The organism is Sulfitobacter sp. SH24, from assembly GCF_965641895.1.
GTDB classification, from domain to species: domain Bacteria; phylum Pseudomonadota; class Alphaproteobacteria; order Rhodobacterales; family Rhodobacteraceae; genus Sulfitobacter; species Sulfitobacter dubius.
This window is the reverse complement of record NZ_OZ282575.1, coordinates 765,153-790,095: the sequence shown is the minus strand read 5'-3', so window position 1 is coordinate 790,095 and position 24,943 is coordinate 765,153. Positions and strand designations below refer to the sequence as shown.

Annotated in this window: 19 protein-coding genes; 7 read left to right on the top strand and 12 right to left on the bottom strand. The window is 61.6% G+C overall.

The window, feature by feature from the left end:
- Window positions 1-49 precede the first annotated feature (49 nt).
- The gene (locus ACSQ16_RS06355) at window positions 50-1,726 is read left to right on the top strand and encodes an amidohydrolase (RefSeq protein WP_243261284.1); all 1,677 of its coding nucleotides are present in this window, start codon (window positions 50-52) and stop codon (window positions 1,724-1,726) included.
- A gap of 95 nt (window positions 1,727-1,821) precedes the next feature.
- On the opposite strand, the gene ACSQ16_RS06350 is transcribed toward ACSQ16_RS06355, so the two are convergent.
- The 8 genes from ACSQ16_RS06350 to ACSQ16_RS06315 all read right to left on the bottom strand — a co-directional run bounded on the left by ACSQ16_RS06350 (window position 1,822) and on the right by ACSQ16_RS06315 (window position 11,374).
- Window positions 1,822-4,134 carry a molybdopterin cofactor-binding domain-containing protein gene (locus tag ACSQ16_RS06350; protein ID WP_435988714.1) on the bottom strand — a complete coding sequence of 771 codons (2,313 nt, stop codon included), beginning with the start codon at window positions 4,132-4,134 and terminating at the stop codon, window positions 1,822-1,824.
- A complete protein-coding gene (locus ACSQ16_RS06345) occupies window positions 4,127-4,597 on the bottom strand; it encodes a (2Fe-2S)-binding protein (RefSeq protein ID WP_067940853.1) in 471 nt (156 codons plus the stop codon). Before ACSQ16_RS06345 ends, ACSQ16_RS06350 begins: the two co-directional genes overlap by 8 nt.
- A 154-nt stretch (window positions 4,598-4,751) precedes the next feature.
- Window positions 4,752-5,498, bottom strand: coding sequence for an SDR family NAD(P)-dependent oxidoreductase (locus ACSQ16_RS06340; RefSeq protein WP_243261286.1), 747 nt, complete (start codon window positions 5,496-5,498; stop codon window positions 4,752-4,754).
- Between the two features lie 39 nt (window positions 5,499-5,537).
- Window positions 5,538-7,160 carry an ABC transporter ATP-binding protein gene (locus tag ACSQ16_RS06335; protein WP_243261287.1) on the bottom strand — a complete coding sequence of 541 codons (1,623 nt, stop codon included), beginning with the start codon at window positions 7,158-7,160 and terminating at the stop codon, window positions 5,538-5,540.
- The gene (locus tag ACSQ16_RS06330; RefSeq protein ID WP_243261288.1) at window positions 7,157-7,996 is read right to left on the bottom strand and encodes an ABC transporter permease; all 840 of its coding nucleotides are present in this window, start codon (window positions 7,994-7,996) and stop codon (window positions 7,157-7,159) included. Before ACSQ16_RS06330 ends, ACSQ16_RS06335 begins: the two co-directional genes overlap by 4 nt.
- The gene (locus ACSQ16_RS06325; RefSeq protein WP_093928298.1) at window positions 7,993-8,964 is read right to left on the bottom strand and encodes an ABC transporter permease; all 972 of its coding nucleotides are present in this window, start codon (window positions 8,962-8,964) and stop codon (window positions 7,993-7,995) included. The genes ACSQ16_RS06330 and ACSQ16_RS06325 overlap by 4 nt, the downstream gene beginning before the upstream one ends.
- A 76-nt stretch (window positions 8,965-9,040) precedes the next feature.
- Window positions 9,041-10,615 (bottom strand): ABC transporter substrate-binding protein, encoded by a 1,575-nt coding sequence (locus ACSQ16_RS06320; RefSeq protein WP_394805068.1) that lies wholly within the window; start codon window positions 10,613-10,615, stop codon window positions 9,041-9,043.
- Window positions 10,616-10,714: 99 nt separating this feature from the next.
- Window positions 10,715-11,374: a GntR family transcriptional regulator gene (locus ACSQ16_RS06315; protein WP_243261290.1), complete on the bottom strand. Its 660-nt coding sequence runs from the start codon at window positions 11,372-11,374 to the stop codon at window positions 10,715-10,717.
- A gap of 123 nt (window positions 11,375-11,497) precedes the next feature.
- Between ACSQ16_RS06315 and ACSQ16_RS06310 the strand changes: the two genes are divergently transcribed.
- Genes ACSQ16_RS06310 through ACSQ16_RS06290 form a run of 5 tightly spaced genes read left to right on the top strand, consistent with a single transcriptional unit; the run spans window position 11,498 to window position 17,838 of the window.
- Entirely contained in the window at window positions 11,498-12,526 is a 1,029-nt protein-coding gene (locus ACSQ16_RS06310) for a histone deacetylase family protein (protein WP_243261291.1), read from the top strand.
- The gene (locus tag ACSQ16_RS06305; protein WP_243261292.1) at window positions 12,523-14,085 is read left to right on the top strand and encodes an acetolactate synthase large subunit; all 1,563 of its coding nucleotides are present in this window, start codon (window positions 12,523-12,525) and stop codon (window positions 14,083-14,085) included. Before ACSQ16_RS06310 ends, ACSQ16_RS06305 begins: the two co-directional genes overlap by 4 nt.
- A 19-nt stretch (window positions 14,086-14,104) precedes the next feature.
- Window positions 14,105-15,394: an ArgE/DapE family deacylase gene (locus ACSQ16_RS06300; protein ID WP_243261293.1), complete on the top strand. Its 1,290-nt coding sequence runs from the start codon at window positions 14,105-14,107 to the stop codon at window positions 15,392-15,394.
- Window positions 15,391-16,503 (top strand): phosphotransferase, encoded by a 1,113-nt coding sequence (locus ACSQ16_RS06295; RefSeq protein WP_243261294.1) that lies wholly within the window; start codon window positions 15,391-15,393, stop codon window positions 16,501-16,503. The genes ACSQ16_RS06300 and ACSQ16_RS06295 overlap by 4 nt, the downstream gene beginning before the upstream one ends.
- Window positions 16,504-16,506: 3 nt before the next feature.
- Complete coding sequence (locus ACSQ16_RS06290; RefSeq protein ID WP_243261295.1) at window positions 16,507-17,838, top strand: aspartate aminotransferase family protein; 1,332 nt, start codon at window positions 16,507-16,509, stop codon at window positions 17,836-17,838.
- A 10-nt stretch (window positions 17,839-17,848) separates the two neighbouring features.
- On the opposite strand, the gene ACSQ16_RS06285 is transcribed toward ACSQ16_RS06290, so the two are convergent.
- The 4 genes from ACSQ16_RS06285 to ACSQ16_RS06270 all read right to left on the bottom strand — a co-directional run bounded on the left by ACSQ16_RS06285 (window position 17,849) and on the right by ACSQ16_RS06270 (window position 22,913).
- Window positions 17,849-19,465, bottom strand: coding sequence for an ABC transporter ATP-binding protein (locus ACSQ16_RS06285; protein WP_243261296.1), 1,617 nt, complete (start codon window positions 19,463-19,465; stop codon window positions 17,849-17,851).
- A 19-nt stretch (window positions 19,466-19,484) separates the two neighbouring features.
- Entirely contained in the window at window positions 19,485-20,303 is an 819-nt protein-coding gene (locus ACSQ16_RS06280; protein WP_243261297.1) for an ABC transporter permease, read from the bottom strand.
- A 2-nt stretch (window positions 20,304-20,305) separates the two neighbouring features.
- Window positions 20,306-21,262, bottom strand: coding sequence for an ABC transporter permease (locus ACSQ16_RS06275; RefSeq protein WP_067630964.1), 957 nt, complete (start codon window positions 21,260-21,262; stop codon window positions 20,306-20,308).
- 82 nt (window positions 21,263-21,344) lie between these two features.
- Window positions 21,345-22,913, bottom strand: coding sequence for an ABC transporter substrate-binding protein (locus ACSQ16_RS06270; protein WP_243261298.1), 1,569 nt, complete (start codon window positions 22,911-22,913; stop codon window positions 21,345-21,347).
- Between the two features lie 777 nt (window positions 22,914-23,690).
- On the opposite strand from ACSQ16_RS06270, the gene rsgA reads away from it, so the two are divergent.
- Window positions 23,691-24,725 carry a ribosome small subunit-dependent GTPase A gene (rsgA, locus tag ACSQ16_RS06265; RefSeq protein WP_243261299.1) on the top strand — a complete coding sequence of 345 codons (1,035 nt, stop codon included), beginning with the start codon at window positions 23,691-23,693 and terminating at the stop codon, window positions 24,723-24,725.
- Window positions 24,726-24,943 lie beyond the last annotated feature (218 nt).

Below are 24,943 nucleotides of genomic sequence, written 5' to 3'. Positions count from 1 at the left end.
GGTCCGCCTGCACCTCCACGGCCCCATTCAAGACAAAGGAACCTCCCCCATGCCGGCAGAAATCGTCATCCACAACGGGGCTTTGATGACCTTCGATGAGGCCCAACCCCAAGCTGAGGCGCTCGCGATTTCAGGCGGTAAGATCACCCATGTCGGCACTGACGCCGAGGTGATGGCCCAGATTGGAGCCGAAACCCGCGTCATCGACGCACAGGGCGGCACCGTGTTGCCGGGATTTATCGACAGCCATGTGCATCTCTTTGGTGGCTCGGTCGAGCTGGAATACCTCAACCTTTATGGCGTCAAAGGTTTGGACGAGATGCGCCGTCTGATCCTGCCCTATGCCAAGGCCAATCCCGATGACAAACTGCTGTTTTGCGTGATGGCAGACTACGGCATTCTTGGCACCGGCAGCACGCTGACGCGGCAGGATCTGGACACCATCTTGCCCGACCGCCCCCTTGCCATGTTCGCGCCCGACCATCACACCGTCTGGGCCAATACCACCGCGCTCAAGGCCGCAGGGCTGCTTGAAGGGGGCGAGGTCGATGCGGGCTCAGAGATCGTGATGGGCGCGGATGGACTGGCAAGCGGTGAGTTGCTGGAACCCGGTGCCTATAGTCCGGTCCTTGCCCTCACCCGCCACGGTGGGCGCGATATGCTGGGACTGACAAGCGGCAAAGACCCGGTGCCGCCCGCGACCGCACAGCAACGCGAGATGGACAAAGATGTCATCGCCCGTGGCCTTGCCCATTGCGCCGCGCAAGGCATCACCGGCCTGCACCTGATGGATGGCAACCGCTACCAGCTTGAACTGCTGTCCGAGCTTGAGGCCGAAGGTCGTTTGATCTGCCGCTGCACCGTGCCCTTTCACCTTAGAGGCACCGACCCCGTTGAGCGGATCGGCCACGAAGCCCCCTCCATGCGCGCCGATTACCAAGGCGACAAACTGCGCTGCATCCATGTAAAAATGTTCATCGACGGCGTGATCGAAAGCGGCACCGCGCTGATGCTACGCCCCTACCCCGGCGATCTGGGTGCAGGTGGCAATACTGGCGATGAGGTCTTTACCCAAGAACATTTTGTCGCGGCCTGCGCGGAGGCCGATCGGCTCGGCTTTCAAATTGCGGTCCATGCGATCGGTGACGCTGCCGTACGGCGCACCATTGATGCCTTTGAGGCCGCACAAAAGGCCAATGGCACACGCGACAGCCGCCACCGGGTTGAACATATCGAAGTGATGCATCTCGACGACCTGCCCCGCCTATCTGAGTTGGGCATCGTCGCTTCGCTGCAGCCCGGTCACGCGCCGCGCGGCCACATCTTTCCACCCGAGGGGGTCACAAACTATCTGCACCCCGACCAAATCCCCGGCGCATATGCGTGGCAGTCGATCCGTGAAAGCGGCGCGAAAGTCGTCTTTTCAACCGATTGGCCAGTGATCCCCGTAGACGTCATGCGCAGCATCAAAGCCGCGATTGCGCCACTGGATCTTGGTAAAGAATGGGCGGATCAGAGCCAGAGCCTGACAGACACGCTCGCGAGCTATACCCGCGACAATGCTTGGGTTGAGTTTGCTGAAGACAGGCGCGGCAGGCTTAAACCCGGCATGGACGCCGATGTGGCCGTGCTGAGCCACGATTTGACGCGATTGGCACCCGAAAACATTACCGAAGCCGAAGCCCGTGCCACCATCATGGGCGGTGAGGTGACGTTTCAGAGATGAGTATAAAAGCCCAACGGTCCGACATGCGCGAAAGCAACCTATTGATCGGCTGAGCGATGAGACGGGCGCGACATGTCGCGCCCGTCTGTTGTTTTTCAGCTTTCCAGCGCAGCAAGGATCGCATCTGGGGTGATCGGCAAATGCCGAACCCGTGCGCCCGTCGCGTTGAAGATCGCATTGGCGATGGCAGGCGCAATGACCGTGGTGCCCGGCTCGCCAAGACCCACAGGCACTTCCGTGCTGTCCACGAACGCGACTTCGACATCTGGTACGTCGACCATCCGCAGCGGCGTGTAGGAGCCGAGGTTAAGGTCGACAACCTTGCCATCTTCGATCCGCGTGCCTTCGTGCAGGGCCATGGACAGGCCCCAAAGTGCCGCGCCTTCGCATTGCGCGCGCGCCCCGTCGGGGTCGACAACCGTACCACAATCGAACGCCAGCCACATCTTCTCGACAGCGACCTCGCCCGTTTCGGCATCCACCGCCAGTTTGACCGCGGCTGCGGTCCAAGTTGGCATGGTCCGCGACTGGCCAAAGGTGGTGGCGATCCCGATTGCCGTGCCCTCGGGCAGGTCGGTTTTGCCATAGCCCGACATCTCTGCCACGCGCTGCAAGACAGCCGCCTGACGCGACGCCCCACCTACCGCATTGGGCGCAGAGCCCGCGTTGATGCCTTCGGCCTTCAAGTGATCCAGACGGAACTGCAACGGATCGGCGCCGATCTTATGCGCGGCTTCATCCATGAAGCTTTCCACGGCAAAGTTGGTCCAGCCCGGCCCGACCGAGCGCAGCCAACCGGGGCGGAAGGTCGCATTCGCCAAATCGTTCGAGATCGCCCGCACGCGGTGCGGGCCGACGGTGTACCAGTGATCGGCCCCGTCGATTGCAAAGGGGTCGTAAGGCTCTTCGTTGACACCTTTGGGCATGAAGCCCGGCGCCATCACCTGCGTCGGCCAACCGGCGGCGGCGTGGTGTTCCATGCCTGTGACGGCTTTGGCATCGTCAAACGCCATGCGCAGTTTTTGCACCGAAGGCGAGCGGATGCTGTCGAACTGGGCGTCTTCCTCGCGGGAGAAGACCAGCTTGACGGGCTTGCCGACAGCCTTTGAGGCCAGCGCGGCCGGCACGATATAATCACCATTCAAACGACGGCCAAAGCCCCCGCCCAGCATATAGCTGCGCATCACGATCTTGTCGGCAGGTACCTCAAGCGCCGTGGACAGCGTAGGCAGGATCAGCGATTGCCACTGGTTGCCCGCATGCGTTTCCCAGATGCCATCGGCGTTCTGGAAGACGGTCGCGTTCACCGGCTCCATCTGGAAGTGCAACACGGATTGCGTGGTGTACTCGGCCTCCAGCGTCTCGGCAGCGGCGTCGAAAACGGCGCTGGTCTCGGGCTGTTCAGTGTGCAGGATCGACCCGGCGTCGCTTCCGATCAACTCGCGCGAACGGGCTTGGATATCGTCTTCGGAGACATCGGCCGTCTCGCCCGCTGTCCAATCGACGCTGATCTCATAGGTGGCCATCCGCGCGGCGTGGAGCGTTTTGCCCAACACCACAACCCAGCCCGGCACGGTGCCCGACGGGTCATCCAGCACCACGGTTTCAAGATAGCCTTTGACCTCTTTCGCGGCGCTGTCATCGACTGAATTAACCTTGGAGCCATAGCGCGTCGGCGGCAGCATCGGAACGCCGTAGACCATGCCGTCGACCTTGGCATCCAGACCATAGATCGCCTGACCGGTCGTCTTGGTATCCAGATCAAGCGGATGCACATCCTGACCTACGAGCCGCAGATCGGCATGGGGTTTCAGCGGCAGGGCTGCCAATTCATCTTCGGTAAAGCTCCGGTCGAGCCCTTCGGCCACCAGATCGCCATAGCTGATGCTTTGCGTGCCATCGGTCACGGCACCGTCGCGCGCGGTCAGACCAGAGGCATCGACGCCCCATTTGGCCGCCGCCGCTTCGATTAGCGCAGTGCGCCCGGCAGCGCCTGCCTGACGGTAGACCGGCCAGCTTTGCCAGATCGACCAGCTGCCGCCGGTGACCATCAGGCCCCATTTCTCAGCCGTGTCGACATGGGTGATGTGCACATTCTCCCAAGCGACTTCCAACTCATCCGCCAGAATACGCGCGATGGCGGTGCCGACGTGCTGGCCCATTTCGGCGCGAATGATGTTGACGTTGACCTGACCATCGGCGTCGATCCAGTACCACATCGACGGCTCAAACGGCTGGCCGTTCGGAGTGATCGGCGTGCCATCTGGCACGGCGGGGTTCATCGCGGCGTTCGACGCTTGTGGGAAGCCAAAGGCAACGCCAGCGGCGGTCATGGACACCAAAAACCCACGGCGGGTCATTTGCGATTGATTGTCGGAGCCTTTCAGGCGGGACATCAGATTAGCCATTGTCGGAGCCTCCCATTGCGGTGGCGGCGTCGCGCACGGCTTGGCGGATACGGGGATAGGTCATGCAACGGCAAAGGTTGCCGGTCATCACCGCGTCGATGTCTTCATCGCTGGGGTTGGGCGTGTCTTGCAACAGCGAGGCCGCCTGCATGATCTGGCCCGACTGGCAGTAGCCGCATTGCGGTACGCGCAGGTTGCGCCATGCTTCTTGAACCGGGTGCTTGCCCTCTTCGTCCAGCCCTTCAATCGTGGTGACCGACAGGCCCTCTACATCCGCGAGATAGGTGATGCAAGACCGTGTCGCGGTGCCGTCGATATGCACGGTACAAGCGCCGCAGGCCCCGATGCCGCAGCCAAACTTGGTGCCGGTAAGACCGATTTCATCGCGGATCGCCCACAGTAGGGGCATGTCCGGGTCTGCGTCGACAGAGATCTGCCGCCCGTTCAATTCGAATTTTATCATGAAGTGGTGTCCCTTGGGGTATGATTTGCCTGAGGGGAGCGCGCGTATAGCTGCCCTGACGTGAGGAGCTGTACATAAGTCTAATGCAGCGCAGGCACAGCGCCAGATTGACGTCATCACGGAATTGTCAGAACGAAGGCGCGCGCGTGTGGCCTCAGACGTGCTGCCCGCCGTTCACCTCAATTTCGGTCCCAGAGACGTAAGAGCTTTCCTCGCTGCACAGGAAATAGATCGCCCGCGCGACCTCATCGGGCTGACCAAGACGGCGCAGCGGAATGGTCTGCACAATTTTATCGGTGCCTTCGCTGAGGATTGCCGTGTCCACCTCGCCCGGTGCAATGGCGTTGACCCTGACGCCGAGGGGGCCGAAATCATGAGCCATCTCGCGCGTCAGTGCGGCGAGCGCCGCCTTTGAGGTCGCATAGGCCGCCCCGGCAAAAGGATGCACCCGCGACCCGGCGATGGAGGTCACATTCACCACCGACCCGCGCCCGGCAGACAGTTCATCCTGAAGCCCCCGCGCCAGCACCACGGAGGCGAAGAAATTCACATGAAACACCTGCCCCCATGTCCGCAGATCGGTGTCGAGCGTGCTGAGCCGCGCGCCATCTTCACCCTTGGGAGACACGCCCGCATTGTTGACCAATGCGTGCAGGGGGTTGCCGTTCAGCAGCCGCTTGACCTGCGCGACGGCCTCGATCGTCTGGTTGGGATCGCTGAGATCGACCTGAACATGGTCCTGCGCCCCTCCGGGCCAAGGGCATTCGGGCGAAAACGCTTGACGCGAACAGCCGATCACCCGCCAGCCCTTGCCTGCGAAAGCCTTGGCCGTGGCATGGCCGATGCCCCGGCTCGCCCCTGTCAAAAGCAGCGTCTTTTGGTCGTGAACCGCAGTATCCATCGCTTGATCCAAATCTGGCGTAACGCCTGAAATAGCGCCCTAGTCGGCAGCCGCCAGCGCGCGTTCATAATCCTGCCCCGGAATAGCGTCGAGCAGGCTGCGCGTATAGGCGGTATCGGGGTCGTGCAACACTTTGCTGACCGGCCCGGCTTCGACGATTTGGCCCTTTTGCATGACGATGATCCGGTCACAAATCCGCGCAGCGACGCGCAGGTCATGGGTGATGAAAAGCATCGACAGGTTCAGCCGGGTCTTCAACTCCGCCAGCAGATCAAGCACCTGCGCCTGAATGGAGACGTCGAGAGCCGATACGGCCTCATCCGCGATGATGATCGACGGCTCCAGCGCCAGCGCGCGGGCAATGCCGATCCGTTGCCGCTGCCCGCCGGAGAACTCGTGCGGGAACCGTTTCATCGCGCTTTCGTCCAGCCCAACTAGTTCCAGCAGTTCACGCGCTTTGGCCTTCGCCTCTTTATCCGGCGTGCCATAGGCGATTAGCCCCTCGGTGAGGATGCGGGACACGCGGGCGCGGGGGTTGAGTGACGAAAACGGGTCTTGGAAAATCATTTGCAACTTGCGCCTCTGCGCGCGCAGTTCCGCGCCTGACATATCCGCGATATCGACGCCGTCCATCAACACCCTGCCGCCATCAGGATCGAGCAGACGCACCAGACAGCGCCCGACGGTGGATTTGCCCGACCCGGACTCTCCGACGATGCCAATCGTCTCGCCTGCGTAGAGGTCAAAGCTCACGTCCTGCACGGCCTTCACCACGCGGCGCTTGCCGAAGAGCGTGCCAGAGCCGGTCGAAAAGGTCTTTTGCAACCCTTCGACTTTTAGCAATGCTGTGCGGTCGATTGGCTCAGGTGCCTCGCTCTGGGTCAGCCGGGGGATCGCGTCGATCAGGGCGCGGGTATAGGGGTGCTGGGGCTTCAACAGCACCTCTTGCGCCGGGCCAGACTCAACGATCTCACCCTTTTTCATGACGATGACTCGGTCGGCGATATCGGCCACCACGCCAAAGTCATGGGTGATAAAGATCACTGCCATACCGCGCTTGCGGCGCAGGTCTTCGATGAGTTTGAGGATCTGCGCCTGTGTGGTCACATCGAGCGCCGTGGTCGGCTCATCCGCGATCAGGATGTCAGGCTCGAGCGCCAAGGCCATCGCAATCATGACCCTTTGTCGCTGCCCGCCCGACAGTTGGAAAGGATAGGCCCGGATCGCCGCTTGGGGGTCGGGGATGCCCACCTCTTCCAAAAGCTTCAGCGCACGGGCACGGCGTTCGGCCTTGGCAAGCGCGCCATGTGCCTCAAACACCTCAGCGATCTGCGCGCCGACACGCATCAGCGGGTTCAGCGCGCTGAGGGGTTCTTGAAAGATCATCGAAATGCGGCTGCCACGCAGGCTCAGCATCTCTTTCTCAGACAGGCCAAGGATCGATTGCCCGTCAAAGGTGATGCTGCCCTTGTCGGGCACAACCCCCTGCGGCAGCAGCCCCATCACCGCATTGGCCGACATGGATTTGCCAGACCCGCTTTCGCCCACGATGCAGAGGATCTCTCCCGGTGCGAGGTCGAAGTTGATGTCCTTCGCGGCATAGAGCCGATCCGCCCCCATGGGCAAAGCGATAGACAGATCACGGATGCTAAGCAGGGTCATTCGGATTTCCTCGTCAATCGCGGGTTCAGCGCGTCGTTCAGGCCTTCGCCGATCAGGTTCAGCGCCAGCACGGTCAACAGGATCGCCATGCCCGGCAGGAAGGACAGCCACCATGCGGTGCGGATCACGGTGCGTGCAGCCCCGATCATATAGCCCCAAGACATGATGTTCGGATCGCCCAGCCCCAGAAAGGACAGCGAACTTTCCAACAGGATCGCCTGCGCCACCATGAGCGAAGCCAGCACGATGATCGGCGGCAGTGCGTTGGGCAGGATGTGGCGGGTGATGATCTGAAGGTTGCCGAGGCCGGACAGGCTCGCCGCTTCGACAAACTCGCGGGTCCTGAGCGACAGCACTTCGCCGCGCACCAAACGCGCCACCGGGGGCCATGACACGATGGAGATCGCGATGATCACAAAGGTCAGGCTGGGCTGGAAAATCGCCAAGAGCACGATCGCCAGCGCAAAGCTGGGGATGGTCTGAAAGAACTCGGTAAACCGCATGAGCGCGTCGTCGATCCGGCCTGCGAAATACCCCGCCGCCGCACCGACCGGCACGCCGATCGCCAGCGCCACGATGGTTGAGACTAAGCCGACCAGCAGGCTCACATAAGCGCCATGAGCCAGCCCCGCCAGCACATTACGGCCAAGCGCATCTGTACCCAGAAGCAGCCCGTCTTGGGTGAACGGCGGCAGGAAGGGACGCTGCACCATTTTCCACGGGCTTTGCGGGAACAGGATAGGCGCGAGGATAGCGGCGGCCACGACGAAGGTCAGGATGACCAGACCGATCACCGCGCCACGGTTATAGCTGAAACGTTTCCAAAAGCTCATCATGTCGTCAGCCTTATCCGCGGATCAACAATGACATAGATGACATCCGTGATCAGGTTGAACAGCAGCACCATGGCCGCCGAGATGTAAAAGACCCCGAGGATCACGTTGTAATCCCGCTGGTTGATCGCCTCGAACATCAGCCGCCCAATGCCGGGCCATGCGAAAACGGTCTCGGTCAGGATCGCCCCGCCAAAGATCTGCCCCGCCTGAAGCCCCGCAAGCGTGATGACCGGCAAAAGCGCATTGCGCAGGATGTGCCGCCGTTGGATCACGCCGCGGGTCAACCCTTTGGCGCGGGCAGTTTTGACGAAATCGAGCCGCGAAACTTCCAGCATCGAGGCCCGCGTCATGCGCATATAAATCGCCGTGAAGAACAGGCCCAAGGTACTGGCCGGAAGGACAAGGTGTTTCGCCACGTCAAGCACATGGGCCATACCGGTATAGCCCGCCCCGATGGTCGAATACCCAAAACCCGGCAACCATTCGAGCCAGACCGAGAACACCAGCGTCGCCATCAGCGCCACCCAGAACAACGGTGTCGCGTAAAACAGCAGCGCGAAGGTGGAGATCAGCGTGTCACCCCACCGCCCCTGCCGGGCAGAGGCCGCGACGCCGGCAGTTACGCCCAGCACCAACGACAGCACGAAGGCCACGCCGGTCAGCAAAAGCGTCGCTGGCAGGCGGTCGCCAATCATCTCGGCCACCGGCATCTGCTGGCGAAAGGAATAGCCCAGATCAAGCTGCACCGCGCCTTTGATATAGAGCCACAGCTGCATGTAGAGCGGCTGGTCCAGCCCGAAACGCGCCCGCAGGTCTGCAAGGAATTTCTCATCCGCCGCCCCGGCTTCGCCCGCCATGACCGCCGCAGGGTCACCCGGTGCCGCATGGATCAGCAGGAAATTGAAGACAAGGATCGCCAGCAGGATAAACACTGCCTTGATCAACCTGCCCAATATGAAACGTATCACGCTATCCGCCCCGTTCTTGTTCTAAGATTTGTCCGGGCCACCTAAGCAGCCCGAACCTTGCGCATAGGTGCGTCGTTTACTTATCCAGCCACACGTCGCGGAAACCGTCGTTCACACCAAAGGCGGTGTTAACGGGGTTCTTCACGTCACAGCGGTAGATCGTGGGGAAGCCCAGCTCCAAGAGCCAGATGTTCGGCACATCTTCGACGATCTGATCTTGGATCTCCTTATAGGCGGCCTTGCGCTCTTCGGGGCTGGCCATCAGTGCCGCTTCGGCGAACAGCTTGTCCGTTTCGGCATTTTGATAGTTTGCCACGTTGTTCCAAGGCGAACCAGGAGCGGCATTGTCGCCCATATAGGTCCGCGAAACGCCAAGTGCGGGATCACCGTATTGGTAGAGGTAGGTAAAGGCGAGATCATAGTCGCGATCTGCGACCTTCTGGTTCCAACCCGCCACATCCGACGGCACGATCTCGGTCGTCATGCCGATCTCGCTCAGGTTCTGTTTGACCGCCTCCGCCCAGCGCTGCCACGTCTCACCGTAAGGCAGACCCAAGATGCGGATGGTTTCACCGTCATAGCTGCTTTCTTCCAGCAGTGCTTTGGCCTTTTCCGGATCATAGGAGATATCCGGCGTATCGCCGTCATAGAAACGGGTGGAGGACGACAGCGGCCCGGTCGAGACCTTGCCCAGACCATTCCAAAGCGCGTCCTTGGCGAACTGGCGGTCGACGCCATGCATGATCGCCTTGCGTACCTTCACATCATCAAGCGGCTTGTTGTCGTTGTTCACCCACATCCAAGACAGCGGGCCAAAGTATTCCCAGCCTTTGTCGGTGATGCAGGTGTTGTCCATCGCCTGAATGCGCGCCACGTCGAAGTTTTCGACCGAGCCGCCGGGCAGCACGTCGACCTTGCCGGTCTCATAGGCCACGGCGCGGGAGGCCGCGTCGGGGATCACATGGTAATAGACTTCGTCAACGTAGGGTTTGCCCTCCATGTAGTAGTCTTCGTTCTTGACCAGATGGATGAAGCTGCCCTTTTCCCATTTGTCGAACTTGAAGGGGCCGGTGCCGATGGGCGTGTTGTTCGCCTCATTGTTTGCGAAATCCGTGCCTTCGTAGATGTGTTTTGGGATCATGGGCGCGGTGCCCGGCTCAAAGATGCCGATGAAGGGGCCGAAGGGCTGCTTCAGGTTAAAGACGACCGTGTATTCATCCGGCGTCTCAATGCTCTCAACATGCTCCATATAGGTGCGCATCCGCGAATGGCTCTCGCGCAGGAACTTATCCATGGAGAATTCAACATCCGCCGAGGTGAAGGGCTCTCCATCATGGAAAACCACGCCTTCGCGCAGCTTGAAGGTATAGGTCTTGCCGTCCTCTGAAATCTCCCAAGATTCAGCCAATTGGCCTTCGGGTTTCAGATCGAAATCATAGCGCAGCAGGCTTTCGTAGATATCGCCGCCGACCATCTGTGTCGGGCCGTTCTGCACAAGGCCGATCATCAGGCTGGGCGGTTCGGGTTGGATCACAACGTTGAGCGTGCCACCGGATTTTGGTTCGCCATCCTGCGCGGCCAGTGGCCCGGCCAGTGCCAGCGCCAGAACGGCTGCGGTTAATTTAGTGGTGTGTAGCATGTAAATCCCCATTGGTTTTGCTTTAACTCGCCCAGTGACAGCGTCCGATCTGATGTCGGCTTCTTGCAGTCGTTTGGGTGATGGCCGCGCGATGCGCAGCGCTTGAATTGCTTATTCGTCTATGGTGAACGATTGGATGTATCTGATGATCCCCTCCTTTGCGTCATCTATGTCTGCGCGCATCTCCGCGGCAGCCGCCGCAGGATCGCGATTTTCACAGGCGGCAATGATCGCCTGATGATGTCGGACCAGCCCCAGTTGTTCCCGCGCATAGTACCCGGCAATTAGCGGCCCCATGCGCAGCCACAGCCCGCTGAGTATCGCCAGCAGGATCGGCATCTCAGCCGCCTCCACCAATGCGAAGTGGAACTCCTGATTGTACTTCACCGCCTGCGGCCAGCGCCCGGCCACGGCTGCGGCTTCATTCCTCTCCACGATCTTTTTCAGGCGGCGGACCTCCTTGGGGCCCACCATCTCGGCGGCGCGGCCTGCGGCAAAACCCTCCAACTCGCGCCGGATGCTTGCGATCTCAAGATACTGCGCCTCTGTCAGCACCGGCACGCGCACGTCGCGCATGCTGCGCTGGATCAAAGCCTCATCCCGCAAAAGCCGCTGCACCGCGTCGCGTACTGGCGTCGAACTGGTGCCCAGCCGCTCGGCCAAGCCGCGAATGGTGACCTTTTCATTCGGGCGCAGCTTGCCTTCTACCAAGTCCTGACAGACCCGATCATAGATCGCATCGCCCAACGAAACTTGACTGATCTCGGCCATCGCGCCCTCGTCCTTACCGACCGAACCATGGCCAGTTATGATGCATGATGCATCATTTCTATTGAGCCTGCAAATTAAAACTGCAATGCTCTGCCGCAGCGACATCAGACCACAGGGAATGTGATGAAAGTCTTTTTCGACGAACGCCAGCTTGGCCATGCACCGACCCACTACTTTCGGCGCGGCGCGGCCATGCCGCATCAAGAACAGCCACAACGTGCTGAAATTCTACGCGATATGTTAATCGGCGAAGGGTTTAAGATTACCAAACCCCAAGACCACGGGCTTGCCCCGATCAAGGCCGTGCACAACCCTGACTATGTCGACTTCCTGCCCGACGCCCATGCCCGTTTCGTCGAAAGCGCGGGCCCTGATGCGCTGGCCATCCCAACCATGCACCCCGGCGTGCGGCGCGGGAAAGAGCCCAAGGACATTCACGGCCAGTTGGGCTGGTGGATGACCGACACATCGACCCCACTGACCGAAGGGTCATGGGACGCGGCCTATTGGTCGGCCCAAACCGCCATTGAGACGGCTCAGACGGTGGCGGCGGGTGCCCGCGCCGCCTATGCGCTCTGCCGTCCGCCCGGCCACCACGCGATGCGCGATTGCTCGAACGGGTTTTGCTTTTTCAACAACGCCTGCATTGCGGCGGAGCATCTGACCCAGACCTACAAAAAGGTCGCGCTGATCGATATCGACGTGCACACCGGCAATGGCTCGCTCGACATCCTCTACGAACGCGGCGACATCTTCTTTTGCTCACTGCATCCCGATCCGGCCACCTACCCCACCTTCTACCTCGGCCATGCCGATGAGACGGGCGAAGGCGACGGGGCGGGTAAATCGCTGAACCTGCTGCTGGAACAGGGCGCGAGCCAAGATGACGTGCTGGCCCTGCTCGACAAGGGCATCGCCGCGATCCGTGATTTCGGGGCCGAGGCGCTCGTGGTCTCGCTGGGCTTTGACATGGCCGCCGACGATCCGCTGGCCGCCGTGAACGTCTACCCCGACGGCTTTGCCGAAATGGCGCGGCGTCTGGCGGCGCTGAACCTTCCCACGGCATTGATTCAAGAGGGCGGCTACCTTGGCCCCTCCCTTGCCGATAACGCAAAATCATTTCTCACGACATTCCGCGAGGCCACAGCATGAGCAAGACACCCAAAGAGATGAACGGCGCTGAAAGCGTTGTCCGCAGCCTACATGCGGGCGGGGTGGAGGTCTGTTTCGCCAATCCCGGCACTTCTGAGATGCAATTCGTCGACGCGCTGGACCGCACCAAACTGATGCGCTGCGTCTTGGGGTTGTTTGAGGGGGTGGTGACCGGTGCCGCCGATGGCTATGCCCGCATGGCCGGGAAACCGGCAGTGACCCTGCTGCACCTCGCGCCCGGTTTCGCCAATGCCGCCGCCAACCTGCACAACGCCCGCAAGGCACGGGTGCCAATGGTGAACCTTGTGGGCGATCACGCGTTGCGGCACCAGAAATATGACGCCCCCCTCTCGGCAGATGTCGAAGGTGCCTGTGCACCCTTCAGCGACTGGGTGCGTTCGGGCCGTGATGCGGGTAGTTTTGCCGCTGATGCGATGACCGCCCTCGCCGTGGCGCAGAGCAAGCCCGGCAAGGTCGCCACACTGATCGCCCCTGCGGACATCGGCTGGGACGCGGGCGGCAAAATGGCCGAGGTCGTGGCCCCCGCCGCCCCTGCCCCGTTGGATGAACGCGCGTTAGATGCCGCGATCAAGGCTTTGGAGAGCGGTGAGAAAACCGTTCTGCTGGTCGGCAGCGCGGTGTTGGAAAACCAAGAGGCGATGGCCCTGCTGCACGGCATTGCAGACAAGACTGGGGCCGACATCCTCGCGCCCACCTCGAACCGCCGGATGGAGCGTGGGCAGGGCCGCTTTGCGATCAACAAAGTCCCCTACCCGATCAACGCAGCCCTTGAATGCCTTGCCCCCTACAGCCGCGCGATCCTCATCGAGACGCCGCCCCCCGTCGCCTTCTTTGCCTATCCCGGCAAACCGAGCCTGCTGCTGCCGGTCGATTGCCATAATGTGACCCTAGCCGCCGTCGATGCGGACGGCCCCACGGCTTTGGCCGCACTGGCAGACCGTATCGGCGCGAAACCCGCCACCCCGCGCGACCACGCACGGCCCGCGGCGCCGCAAGCGGGCGGCATCACCTTGCAAAACCTCGGCGCGGCCTTGGCGAACGCATTGCCCGAAGATGCGATTGTGGTCGATGAGGCGGTATCCTCTGGCGGGGCCACCTTCCCCGCAGGCGACAGTGCCGCGCCGAACACTTGGCTCGCGCTGACTGGCGGGTCGATCGGCATCGGCATCCCCCTCTCCGCCGGAGCGGCCATCGCCTGCCCCGACCGTCCGGTCATCACGCTGCAGGCAGATGGCTCGGCCATGTACACCATCCAAGGACTCTGGACCCAAGCGCGCGAGAACTCCAACGTCACCACGATCATCCTCGCCAACCAGTCCTATGAGATCCTCAAGGGCGAGTTGCACAACGTCGGTGCCCAACCCGGCCCTGATGCGCTGAGCATGCTGAACCTCGACCGCCCGCAATTGGATTTCGTCGCGATGGCCAAGGGCATGGGCGTGCCGGGCAAACGGGTCGAAGACATCGCCGACTTGATGCGCACCATCGAAGAGGCTGCGAAAGAGCCCGGCCCCTTCCTCATCGAAGCGATGCTGTAACCCACCGAAAGGACACGACATGACCCTCGATCCTGATCTGAAATCCCGCATCCTTCAGGCTGTCGAAGATGGCTTCGCTGAGCAAGTGAGCTTTACCCAACAACTCGTGCAGACCCCTTCGCTGCGCGGCCATGAACATGCGATCCAAGACCTGCTGTTTCGCAACCTGCAAAGCCGTGGCTATGCGATGGACCGTTTCAAGATGGACCGCGCCGCGATCGAGGCGCATCCCGGCGGGTCGAAATATTCGGACGATCATTCCGACGCGCCCATCGTCGTGGGAATCCACCGTCCGCGCGATGAGACGGGCCGCTCGCTGATCCTGCAATCGCATCTGGACGTGGTGCCCGAGGGGTTGCACGACATGTGGGACGATCCGCCCTACTCGGCCAAGATCGACGGCGATTGGATGTATGGCCGGGGCGCGGGCGATATGAAGGCGGGTGCTGCGGCGAATATCTTTGCGCTCGACGCGCTGCGCCGCATCGGGTTGCAACCGGCGGCGACCGTCTATGTGCAATCCGTGGTCGAGGAGGAATCCACCGGCAACGGCGCGCTCCAGACCTTCCTGCAAGGCTACACCGCCGATGCGGCCTTCATCCCCGAACCCGAAGAAGAGATGCTGGTCCGCGCCAACACCGGTGTCATTTGGTTTCAGGTACAAGTACGCGGCGTGCCCGTCCATGTGCGCGAAATGGGCGAAGGGGCCAATGCCATCGACGCGGCGACCCGCGTCATCACCGCCCTGCGCGAGATGGAGGAGGACTGGAACGCCGAGAAAGGCGACCACCCGCATTTCGAAGACGAAGCCCATCCCATTAACCTCAACATCGGCAAGATCGAAGGCGGTGATTGGGCGTCATCGGTGCCGTCATGGTGCAACATTGATTGCCGCGTTTCCATCTATCCGGGCCGCAGTGCCGAGGATGCCGCGCGGGAGATCACCGAGCGGGTCAAGACCTTCGCTCAGAGTGACAACTTCCTGTCCAATAACCCGCCCAAAGTGGTCTTTAACGGCTTTCACGCCGAAGGCTATGTGCTGGAGCCGGGCAGCGAAGCCGAAGCCGTGTTGGAACGCGCCCATGAAGAGGCCATCGGCGCGCCGCTACAGTCCTTTATGACAGCGGGCTATCTCGATACGCGGGTCTATGCGCTTTACAACAAGATCCCGGCGCTCTGCTACGGGCCAAAATCGCGCAACATCCATGGGATCAATGAATCCGTCAGTCTGAGTTCGGTGAAAAAGATCACCCAAGCCATGGCGCTGTTTATCGCCGAATGGTGCGGGACCGAGGACATCACCCCATGACCGAGGTCGGGATCACGCCTCAAGGCGGCTTGCCCCCCTTTCTCAGCGGTGTGCTGGCCGAAGAGAGCGGCAACAAGACCGATCTTCTAGCGCAAGATCCGCCCGCCTTTGACGCGGCACGCGCGGCAGAGGTTGCCTTGCAACGCTATGGTATCTCAGGTGAGATCAAGCCACTGGCGGCAGAGAAGGATGCAAATTTCCTGATCACCCTGCCAAGCGGAGAAGAGGCGTTGCTGAAGATCACCAATGCCGCCGAAGAGCGTGCTGTAACTGATATGCAGACTGCCGCGTTGATGCATCTGGCCACCGCTGATCCCGACCTCCCCGTGCAGCGCATCTGCGCCAGCCTCAGCGGCAAGGCCGCCGAAGTGGCCACCGCCGCCGATGGGCAGCCCCATGTCGTGCGTTTGATGACCTTCCTTGGCGGCACTGTCCTCAGCAATGCCACGCCGCGCCCCGGCCTTCACCGCGCTTTGGGGGATTTTCACGCGCGGGTGGCACTGGGGCTGCGCGGTTTTTTCCATCCGGCGGGGGGACATTTTCTGCAGTGGGACATCAAACAGGCAGGCCATCTGCGCCCGCTGCTGGCGGATGTGCAAGACGCCGCCTTGCGCGCCCAACTGGGGCGCGCCCTTGATCACTTTGATGCGGAGGTCGCGCCCCAGCTTCCACATCTACGGGCGCAGATCGTGCATAACGACTTCAACCCTCATAACATTTTGGTCGACGCGCCACAGGCGCAGCACCCCGTCGGGCTGATCGACTTCGGCGATATGGTGCATACGCCGCTGGCCTGTGATCTGGCGGTGGCCTGCTCCTATCAACTCGGCCACGACGCGCACCCGCTCGGCGCCATCTGCGAGATGGTCGCGGGCTTTGCCGCACGGCTGCCGCTGGAAGCCGAAGAGATCGCGCTTCTGCCCAGTCTGATCCGCCTGCGCCACGCCACCACCTTGGCCATCGGCGCCTCCCGCGCCCGGCGCTATCCCGACAACGCCCCCTATATCCTGCGCAACGCCGCCGCCTCGCAACGCGGGCTGGCCGCGCTCGACCATGTGGGCGACCCCGCCGCGATCAAAGCCCTGCACCATGCTGCGGGGACGGAGTGACCGATGACCATGATCAACGCCTATGACAACGCCCAAGCTGACGCCCTAAGCCCCGCCGACCGCGCCCTGATCGACCGCCGCGCCAAGGCGCTCGGTCCCGCCTACCGGCTGTTCTACGACCAGCCGCTGCATATCACGCGCAGTGAGGGTGTCTGGCTCTGGGACAAAGACGGACGCAAATACCTTGATGCCTATAACAACGTCGCCTCGGTCGGCCATTGTCATCCGCGCGTGGTCGAGGCGATCACCCACCAGTTGGGCGTGCTGAACACCCACACCCGCTATCTGCATGAAAACGTGGTGACTTACGCCGAACGGCTGCTCGCCACGATGCCCGATGCACTCGGTCATGTCATGTTCACCTGCACCGGGTCCGAGGCGAATGACATCGCCCTGCGCATCGCCCGCAGCTATACCCGGCGCGAGGGCGTCATCGTGACCCGCCTTGCCTATCACGGGCTGACCGAAGCGGTGGCCGAACTCTCCCCCTCTCTGGGCGATTTCACCCCGCGCAGCCCGCGCATCCGGCTCATCGACGCGCCCGACACGCTGCGTATTCCGGCAGCCGAGCAAGGGGCCAAACTCGCCGCCGATCTGGGCCAAGCGATTGCCGAGATGCGCGCCGATGGCGTCGAGCCTGCGGCCTTCATCGTCGATACGATCTTTTCCAGCGATGGGCTGCATCCCGATCCGGCGGGGTTCCTGCAACCGGCGGTCGATCTGATCCGCGCCGAGGGCGGGCTATTCATCGCCGATGAGGTGCAGCCCGGCTTTGCCCGTACCGGCGACGCCTTCTGGGGGTTCCAGCGCCACAGGCTGGTGCCTGACATGGTCACGATGGGCAAGCCGATGGGCAATGGTTTCCCCCTTTCCGGCACCGCGATGCGGCCAGAGCTGGTGCAGGAGTTCGGCGAAAAGGCACGCTATTTCAACACCTTTGGCGGCAACCCCGTGGCCGCCGCCGCAGGCATGGCCGTGCTCGACGTGATCGTGGATGAGGGGTTGCAGGCCAATGCCACAGCCGTCGGCGGCTACCTCAAGGGCGGCTTGCAAGACATCGCGACCCGCTACCCCGAGATCGGCCATGTGCGCGGCGCGGGGTTGTTTCTGGCGGTCGAATGCGTCACCGCGCGCGAGACCAACGCGCCCGACGCCGCCCGCGCCAAATTCGTGGTCAACCACCTGCGCCAGAATGGCGTGCTTATCAGCGCCACCGGGCCGGGGGCCAATGTGATGAAAATCCGCCCCCCGCTTGTCTTGCAGCAGGCCGAGGCCACGCTGTTCCTCGACGCGACCGAAGCCGCCTTCGCCGCCGCGCGGGCCGAGGGGGTTTAACCCTGCGGCCCTACTGCGCCTCGCGCAAGGCCCGCTCCCGCGCGCGGGCCTCGGTCAGCCATTCCGGGTCCATCTGCGGCACCGATGTCAGCAGCCGCTTGGTATAGGCCTGCTTTGGGTCGCAGAAGATCTCATCACGCCCGCCCTGCTCCACGATCTGGCCATTCTTGAGCACGATCACCTTATGGGCAATCGCCTCTACCGTGGCCAAGTCATGGGTGATGAACATGAAGGTCAGGTCCAGCTCGGTCTGCAAACGCACCAGCAGCCGCAGAATCCCCTCGGCCACCAATTGGTCCAGCGCGCTGGTGACCTCGTCGCAGATGATGAACTCAGGCTCGGCGGCAAGCGCGCGGGCGATACCAACGCGCTGCTTCTGACCGCCGGAGAGTTCGCTGGGTTTGCGGTCAAGGAAGGCGCGGTCGAGGTCGACCAAATCCATCAACTCCTCCACCCGCGCCCGAAGCTCTTGCCCCTTGCGGCCCGTGAACTTGCGCACCGGGCGCGTCAATATCTCGCGGATATTGTGGCGCGGGTTCAGCGAGGTATCCGCCGATTGATAGATCATCTGAATGTTGCGCAGCGTCTCGGGGTCGCGCTTTGCCAGCCGTGGCTCCAGCGGGGCGTCATCCCAGAAAAACTGCCCCGAGGCGGGGGGCAGCAGCCCCGCAATCACCCGCGCGAGGGTGGATTTCCCCGACCCGCTTTCCCCCACCACCGCCGTGGTCTGGCCGCGCGGGAAGGTGAAGTTTAGATTATCCAGCACGGTCATCGGCCCATAGGCCGCCGAGACCCCCTCGCAGCGGATCAGCGCCGGAGCCTCCCCCGCCTCAGCGTCGGGGCGGCGAAACGACCGCACGGCCCAGAGCGAGCGGGTGTATTCCTCCTGCGGGGCGTCCAACATGGTTTTGGTCGGCGCGGTCTCGACCGCCTCGCCATCCTTCATCACGCAGATGCGGTCAGCCATCTGGCTGACCACCGCCAGATCATGAGTGATATAGATCGCCGCCGTGTCATATTGCTCGACAATATCACGGATCGCGCCCAGCACTTCGATCTGGGTGGTCACGTCCAAGGCGGTCGTCGGCTCATCAAAGATGATCAAGTCGGGGCGGCAGGCCATGGCCATGGCCGTCATCGCCCGCTGCAACTGGCCGCCCGACACTTGGTGCGGGTAGCGAAAGCCGATCTCTTCGGGGTTGGGCAATTGCATCTGACGATAGAGCGCGACGGCGTCCTGCTCTGCCGCCGCACGGCCCGAGACACCGTGCAGGCGGGGCGCTTCGGTATATTGGTCGATCAACGTCTTAGCGGGGTTGAAGCTCGCCGCGGCGGACTGGGCGACATAGGCGATGCGCTTGCCGTGCAACCGGCGCAATTGCCCGCGCCCCATGCCGATTAACTCGGCCCCGTCGAATTCGACGCTGCCCCCGGCAAAGCGCACCCCGTCGCGGACATAGCCCATCGCCGCCAGCCCGGCGGAGCTTTTGCCCGCCCCGCTTTCACCGACAAGGCCCAGCACTTCACCCCGCTCCAGTTCCAGATCGAGCCCTTTGAGGATCACATTGGGCCGCGCGCGGCTGCCTGCCTCAAGCCGGAGACCGCCAATGTTCAGAAGATTTCCCATATGCTTGGCCCCTGCTCGGTTAACTTTTCAGACCGCTGGCGCGGTGCAGCATCCAATCGACGATCAGGTTGATCGCAACCGTCAGCAAGGCGATGGCCGCCGCCGGGATCAACGGGGTGATATCCCCGAAACTGATCAAGGTGGCGTTTTCCTTTACCATCGACCCCCAGTCCGCCGTGGGCGGTTGGATCCCGATGCCAAGAAAGGACAGCGCCGCGATAAAGAGGAACACGAAACAAAAGCGCACCCCAAACTCGGCGATCAAGGTCGACCAAATGTTGGGCAAAATTTCGCGGCGCAGCAGCCATGGTGTGCGCTCTCCGCGCAGTCTTGCGGCTTCGACAAAATCAAGGCCCACGACATTCATCGCCGCAGCCCGCGACAGCCGGTAGACCGGCGCCACATAGATCACCGCGATCACCCCGACCATATTCGGGATCGACGGGCCGACGATGGCCAAGAGCATCAGCGCCAAGATCAACGGCGGCACGGCCATCAGCACATCGACCAAGCGTGACAGGACTTCGTCCAGCCAGCCGCCTTTGAGCGCGGCCAGCATCCCCAGCGTTGACCCGACCGAAAAGGAAATAGCCGTCGTCAGCAGCGCCAGCCCGACCGTATTGCGCGCCCCAAAGACCATCCGCGACAGCATATCGCGGCCCAGATTGTCAGTGCCCAGCGGATGCGCCGCACTCCATGGCAAATAGGCATCGCCTACCACCTGCGTCTCGCCATAGGGCGCGACGATGGGCGCGAATATCCCCGTAAAGGCGACGATGGCCAGGACCACCATCCCAAAGATCGCCGAGGGGGGCGCGGATTTCAGCAAAGATTTCATCGTTATCTCCCGTGCCGCAGACGCGGGTTCGACATAATCGAGATGATGTCGGCCAAGACGTTGAGCGTGATGTAAACAGCGGCAAAGAACAGCCCCACCGCCTGCACCACCGGGAAATCCCGGCTTGAGACCGCATCCACCAGCAACTGCCCAAGACCGGGGTAGGAAAAGACGACCTCTACCACCACCACGCCGACCACCAGATAGGCAAGGTTCAGCGCCACGACATTGACGATCGGCGCCAATGCATTGGGCAGCGCGTGCTGCACGATGATGCGCCAGCGCGGCACACCCTTAAGGCGGGCCATCTCGATATAGGGCGAGGCGAGCACGTTGATGATGGCCGCCCGCGTCATCCGCATCATATGGGCGACGACTACCAGAATAAGCGTCAGCGCGGGCAGAAAGCTGCGGTAAAGCGCGTCCCACAGCCCCGTGGCGCTGTCGATCCGCGCCAGCGTCGGGAAGACGCCGGCCTTGATCGACAGGAATAAGATCAGAACATAGCCCACGAAAAACTCGGGCATAGAGATCGCGGAAAGCGCGGTCAGGTTTACGCCACGGTCAAACAGCGTGTTGCGCCACAGCGCCGCCAGAAGGCCGAGGATCACCGCCAGCGGGGCGGCGATGACGGCGGCATAGGTGGCCAGAAACATGGTATTGGCAAGCCGCGGCCCCAAAAGCTCGGATACTTCGCGCCCCGACGCGAGCGAAGTGCCAAAGTCACCGCGCAGCACACCACCCAACCAATCGAGATAGCGAAGATGCGCGGGCTGATCGAGGCCCAGTTCGGCGCGGAATGCCGCAAGGGTCGATTCAGTCGCCGATTGGCCAAGAATCTGCTGCGCCAGATCACCGGGCAAGAGTTCGATGCCGACAAACATTAGGGCGGAGACCACAAACAGGGTCAGGATGCCGAGGGACACTCGACCGATAACAAGCTTCTGAAGCCGGGACATGCTAAGGTTTTCTCCGGCCCGGATCGGGCCATTTGGAACAGAAACGGACGGCCCGTCGGGGCCGTCCGTATGCAGTGATAGTTTACGCCATCCACCAGCGTTCGATGAAGCGCTGGCTGTCGAGATCCCACATCTCGGACACTTCCTCAGGCATCTGAACGCTTTCGCTCATGGCCGAGACATATTGACCAAAGGCCGGGATCAGCGCGCCGCCCTGCTCTTTCACGATCTTTTGCATCTCGCCGTACATCTCGGCGCGGCGGGTCTGGTCCAACTCAGGCCGCGCTTGCAAGAGCAGTTCGTTGAAACGCTCATTGTCCCATTTGGTCTCGTTCCACTCCGCATCGGCGGCATAGCCGGTCGAGAACATCAGGTCAGGCGTCGGACGCCCGCCCCAATAGGAGCAGCAGAAGGGCTTTTGCAGCCAGACGTTCGACCAATAACCGTCATCCGGCTCGCGCTTCACGTCGATGTTCAAGCCAGCAGGCCGCGCGCTTTCGGCAAAGAGCACGGAGGCGTCCACCGCCCCACTAAAGGCCGCGTCCGAGGTGGACAGCGTCACATCAAGGCTTTCAAGCCCCGCCTGTTTCAGGTGGTATTTCGCCCGCTCCGGATCATAGGTGATCTGCTCAAGGTCATCGTTGTAATAGGGCATCGAGCGCGAGATTGGTTGGTCGTTGCCCACGGTGCCATAGCCACGCAGAACCTTTTCGATCATGTCTTCGCGGTTGATGCCGTATTTCAGCGCCATCCGCACGTTCATGTCGTCAAACGGGGCCGTGTTGGTCTGCATCGGCATGATGTAATGCAGCGTGCCGTCTTGGGTGTGGATCTTCACGTTGGGCGCGCGGCCCAGCAGGTTGATTGTCTTGAGGTCAGGCCGGTCGATCAGATCAACCTCGCCGGTCATCAGCGCGTTCATCCGGGCCGCCGGATCGCCTACTTTGAGGATCACCACCTTGTCGAAATGCGCGCGGCCCTCTTTCCAGTAGTCATCGCGGCGCGTCAGTTCGACCCGCACGCCCGGCTCGAAGACGTCGATCACATAGCCGCCGGTGCCGATGCGGCTGTTGGGGTCGATCGTGCCATCGCCGGTGTCTTGGCGAATGCCAAGGTGGTAGTCATTGAAGATGAACGGGAAATCCGCATTGCCGGCGGCCAGTTCAAAGATCACAACCTTGTCGCCGTCGGCGCGGATGTCGGTGATCTGCTCTAGCAGCGGTTTGATACCAGATTTGGACTCTGGCCCCATGTGGTGACGGATCGAGGCGATCACGTCATTCGCCGTCGCCGTTTTGCCGTCCGAGAATTGCGCGTTGTCGCGCAGGCGGAAGGTCCATGTGGCCGCGTCGCTGCTGGCCTCAAAGCTCTCAGCCAAGTCGGGCTGGGCGGTGCCGTCGGGGGCAATTTCCGTCAGAGTGTTAAAGACCGCATAGCCGCTGGCGAACATGAAGTCGTTGTTGAAGGTTGCAGGATCAAGGCTGTCGGAGGTCGACCCTTGGGTAAAGCCAACCCGCAGCGTGCCGCCCTTTTTAGGCTGCGCCTGCGCGAAAGCACCGTGCGGTAGAAGCAGGCCGGCACCGACAGCAGCGGTTCCGGCAAGAAAGCCGCGGCGGTTTGGTCCGCCGTTGGGTTTTGTAAAGTTGGTCATCGTATCCCCCTTAAGTTGTTTTCTTTGGTCAAACGCTCTGTCTGAGCGCCCGGAATATTATTGCGGTCGCACGGCGATCCATTTCGCCTTCGCGCCTGCATAGGCGTAACATCTCGGCCCGCCATCGCAGTCTAAACGCGACGGCTGCAAACAGCAGCGCGCATTTGTCCGCCAAGTGATCATTCACGGTCGTTCGCCCCGCTCACATGATCTTGGACATAGGCATAGCCCGTTCTTTGACCGGGGTATAGGTGCCTGAACGTAGAGGGGCCAACTTACGCTACGGCGACTGATGTTTATAGCATAATATCAAAACGTTGATTGTCTTGAAAAGATGACCTCCCTGCCTATGGTCTCGCGTCCTTACCGTCAAATCGCGCAACGCACAGCACTCTTGGCGCTGCGGGCTGCGAGCGCCCGACAGGATCATCTTTCAGACATGGCTTCCACACAACTTTTTCGAAAAACTTCGGGTAGCGCAGCAAACAGAAGCAAGAAATCAGATCCGCTGTGCCCTCCCCTCGGTCAATCCGATGCGGAACGGAAATAGGGCCCGATGCCATCGGAGTACTGCGAGATACTTACCCCAACAGAATGATCCGCTCTGCCCTGAAACACTCGACAGCTAGGGCGGCATTCGCGGATAGTGGACAGCTTGAGCTTTCGGTTTTTTGGTGACGTAGGCAACGTCTATGCGTAGAGGTCAGTTTGTTGCTGCCTGCCGAACCGATCATGGGCATAAGCCAGATCGAGATTGCCACCTTATCGAAATAGAACATGAATAATAACGCCCCCTCTGCAACTGTCACCTTGCCAGGCCTTGGTTGGGCACCCTTCTATGAAGAGCAACTTACTCCCGAAGACGAAGAGTATGATGCCCTGCGCATCAGTTCTGTGCACCGGTCCCGAATGAAAGGTGAATCCACCCATGGCCCGGTCAGGATCAGCCTGCCAGCTCATATCAACACATCGCATTTTGCGGTTGGTGACTGGGTTCTGGCGCAGCCACAGAGTCACCTCCTTGTTCGGCGGCTTGAACGGCGGTCTTTGCTTGAGCGTCAGACGGTCGGCGCACGCAATCCGCAACTGATCGCCGCAAATGTGGATACGGTCTTTGTCGTCACCTCGTGCAACGATGATTTTAATCCAGCGCGGCTGGAACGTTATCTGGCGCTTGCCAACGAGGCGGGCACGAGGGCGGTGATCGTCTTGACGAAGGCCGATCAAGTGGCTGATCCGGCACCCTATGAGGCACAGGCCGCAGCCCTTCAACGCGAACTTGAGGTCGTCACCATTAACGCACGCTCATTGGATGCCGTAGCGGCACTGGCTCCGTGGTGTGGCACTGGGCAGACAGTCGCGCTCATCGGGTCATCCGGGGTTGGGAAATCGACGCTGCTCAACACGCTTGCGCGTAAATCTGATGAGGCAAAACAGGCCACGGGCGCGATCCGGGAAGATGATGCCAAAGGTCGGCACACGACCACCGCGCGATCGCTGCACCGGATCGCAGGTGGCGGGTGGGTCATTGATACCCCCGGTATGCGCACCCTTCATGTAAGCGATGTGTCCTCCGGGCTTGAGGCGCTTTTTGCAGAGATTACCGAACTTGCACCTAACTGCCGATTTCGCGATTGCACACATCTGCATGAACCCGGCTGCGCGGTTCAGGCGGCGGTTGCTGCGGGGACGTTGGACGCGGCGCGTTTAGAACGCTGGCGCAAACTGCATGAAGAAAATCAACAGAACACACCTACCGTGACCGGTGCGCGGGGAAACAAGAAATCCGGCCCGCGCGGAAAGTTTCGCTGACTGTGCTCTGATTTCGACGGTACGCTTCTCGCCATACACCGCAGCCGAATGCCGCCGCCCTATGTGGGTGCTGCGGCGATCAAACTGCGTTCCACTCTCGCAAACTCCCACGCCAACATCCCCATACCATCCACATGGATGGAGAGTTGAAGATGAGCAATGTTCGGCGTCTACGCGAAAAGACCCCTGACAGCGAAAAGATGACGATCAATCTTGGC

Coding starts and splice junctions, on each gene's coding strand:
- ACSQ16_RS06315 (WP_243261290.1), bottom strand. CDS start 11,374: ATGGCCGAGATCAGTCAAGTTTCGTTGGGCGATGCGATCTATGATCGG.
- ACSQ16_RS06345 (WP_067940853.1), bottom strand. CDS start 4,597: ATGATAAAATTCGAATTGAACGGGCGGCAGATCTCTGTCGACGCAGAC.
- ACSQ16_RS06270 (WP_243261298.1), bottom strand. CDS start 22,913: ATGACCAACTTTACAAAACCCAACGGCGGACCAAACCGCCGCGGCTTT.
- ACSQ16_RS06330 (WP_243261288.1), bottom strand. CDS start 7,996: ATGATGAGCTTTTGGAAACGTTTCAGCTATAACCGTGGCGCGGTGATC.
- ACSQ16_RS06320 (WP_394805068.1), bottom strand. CDS start 10,615: ATGGGGATTTACATGCTACACACCACTAAATTAACCGCAGCCGTTCTG.
- ACSQ16_RS06305 (WP_243261292.1), top strand. CDS start 12,523: ATGAGCAAGACACCCAAAGAGATGAACGGCGCTGAAAGCGTTGTCCGC.
- rsgA (WP_243261299.1), top strand. CDS start 23,691: ATGAATAATAACGCCCCCTCTGCAACTGTCACCTTGCCAGGCCTTGGT.
- ACSQ16_RS06310 (WP_243261291.1), top strand. CDS start 11,498: ATGAAAGTCTTTTTCGACGAACGCCAGCTTGGCCATGCACCGACCCAC.
- ACSQ16_RS06275 (WP_067630964.1), bottom strand. CDS start 21,262: ATGTCCCGGCTTCAGAAGCTTGTTATCGGTCGAGTGTCCCTCGGCATC.
- ACSQ16_RS06290 (WP_243261295.1), top strand. CDS start 16,507: ATGACCATGATCAACGCCTATGACAACGCCCAAGCTGACGCCCTAAGC.
- ACSQ16_RS06280 (WP_243261297.1), bottom strand. CDS start 20,303: ATGAAATCTTTGCTGAAATCCGCGCCCCCCTCGGCGATCTTTGGGATG.
- ACSQ16_RS06335 (WP_243261287.1), bottom strand. CDS start 7,160: ATGACCCTGCTTAGCATCCGTGATCTGTCTATCGCTTTGCCCATGGGG.
- ACSQ16_RS06285 (WP_243261296.1), bottom strand. CDS start 19,465: ATGGGAAATCTTCTGAACATTGGCGGTCTCCGGCTTGAGGCAGGCAGC.
- ACSQ16_RS06355 (WP_243261284.1), top strand. CDS start 50: ATGCCGGCAGAAATCGTCATCCACAACGGGGCTTTGATGACCTTCGAT.
- ACSQ16_RS06350 (WP_435988714.1), bottom strand. CDS start 4,134: ATGGCTAATCTGATGTCCCGCCTGAAAGGCTCCGACAATCAATCGCAA.
- ACSQ16_RS06340 (WP_243261286.1), bottom strand. CDS start 5,498: ATGGATACTGCGGTTCACGACCAAAAGACGCTGCTTTTGACAGGGGCG.
- ACSQ16_RS06295 (WP_243261294.1), top strand. CDS start 15,391: ATGACCGAGGTCGGGATCACGCCTCAAGGCGGCTTGCCCCCCTTTCTC.
- ACSQ16_RS06300 (WP_243261293.1), top strand. CDS start 14,105: ATGACCCTCGATCCTGATCTGAAATCCCGCATCCTTCAGGCTGTCGAA.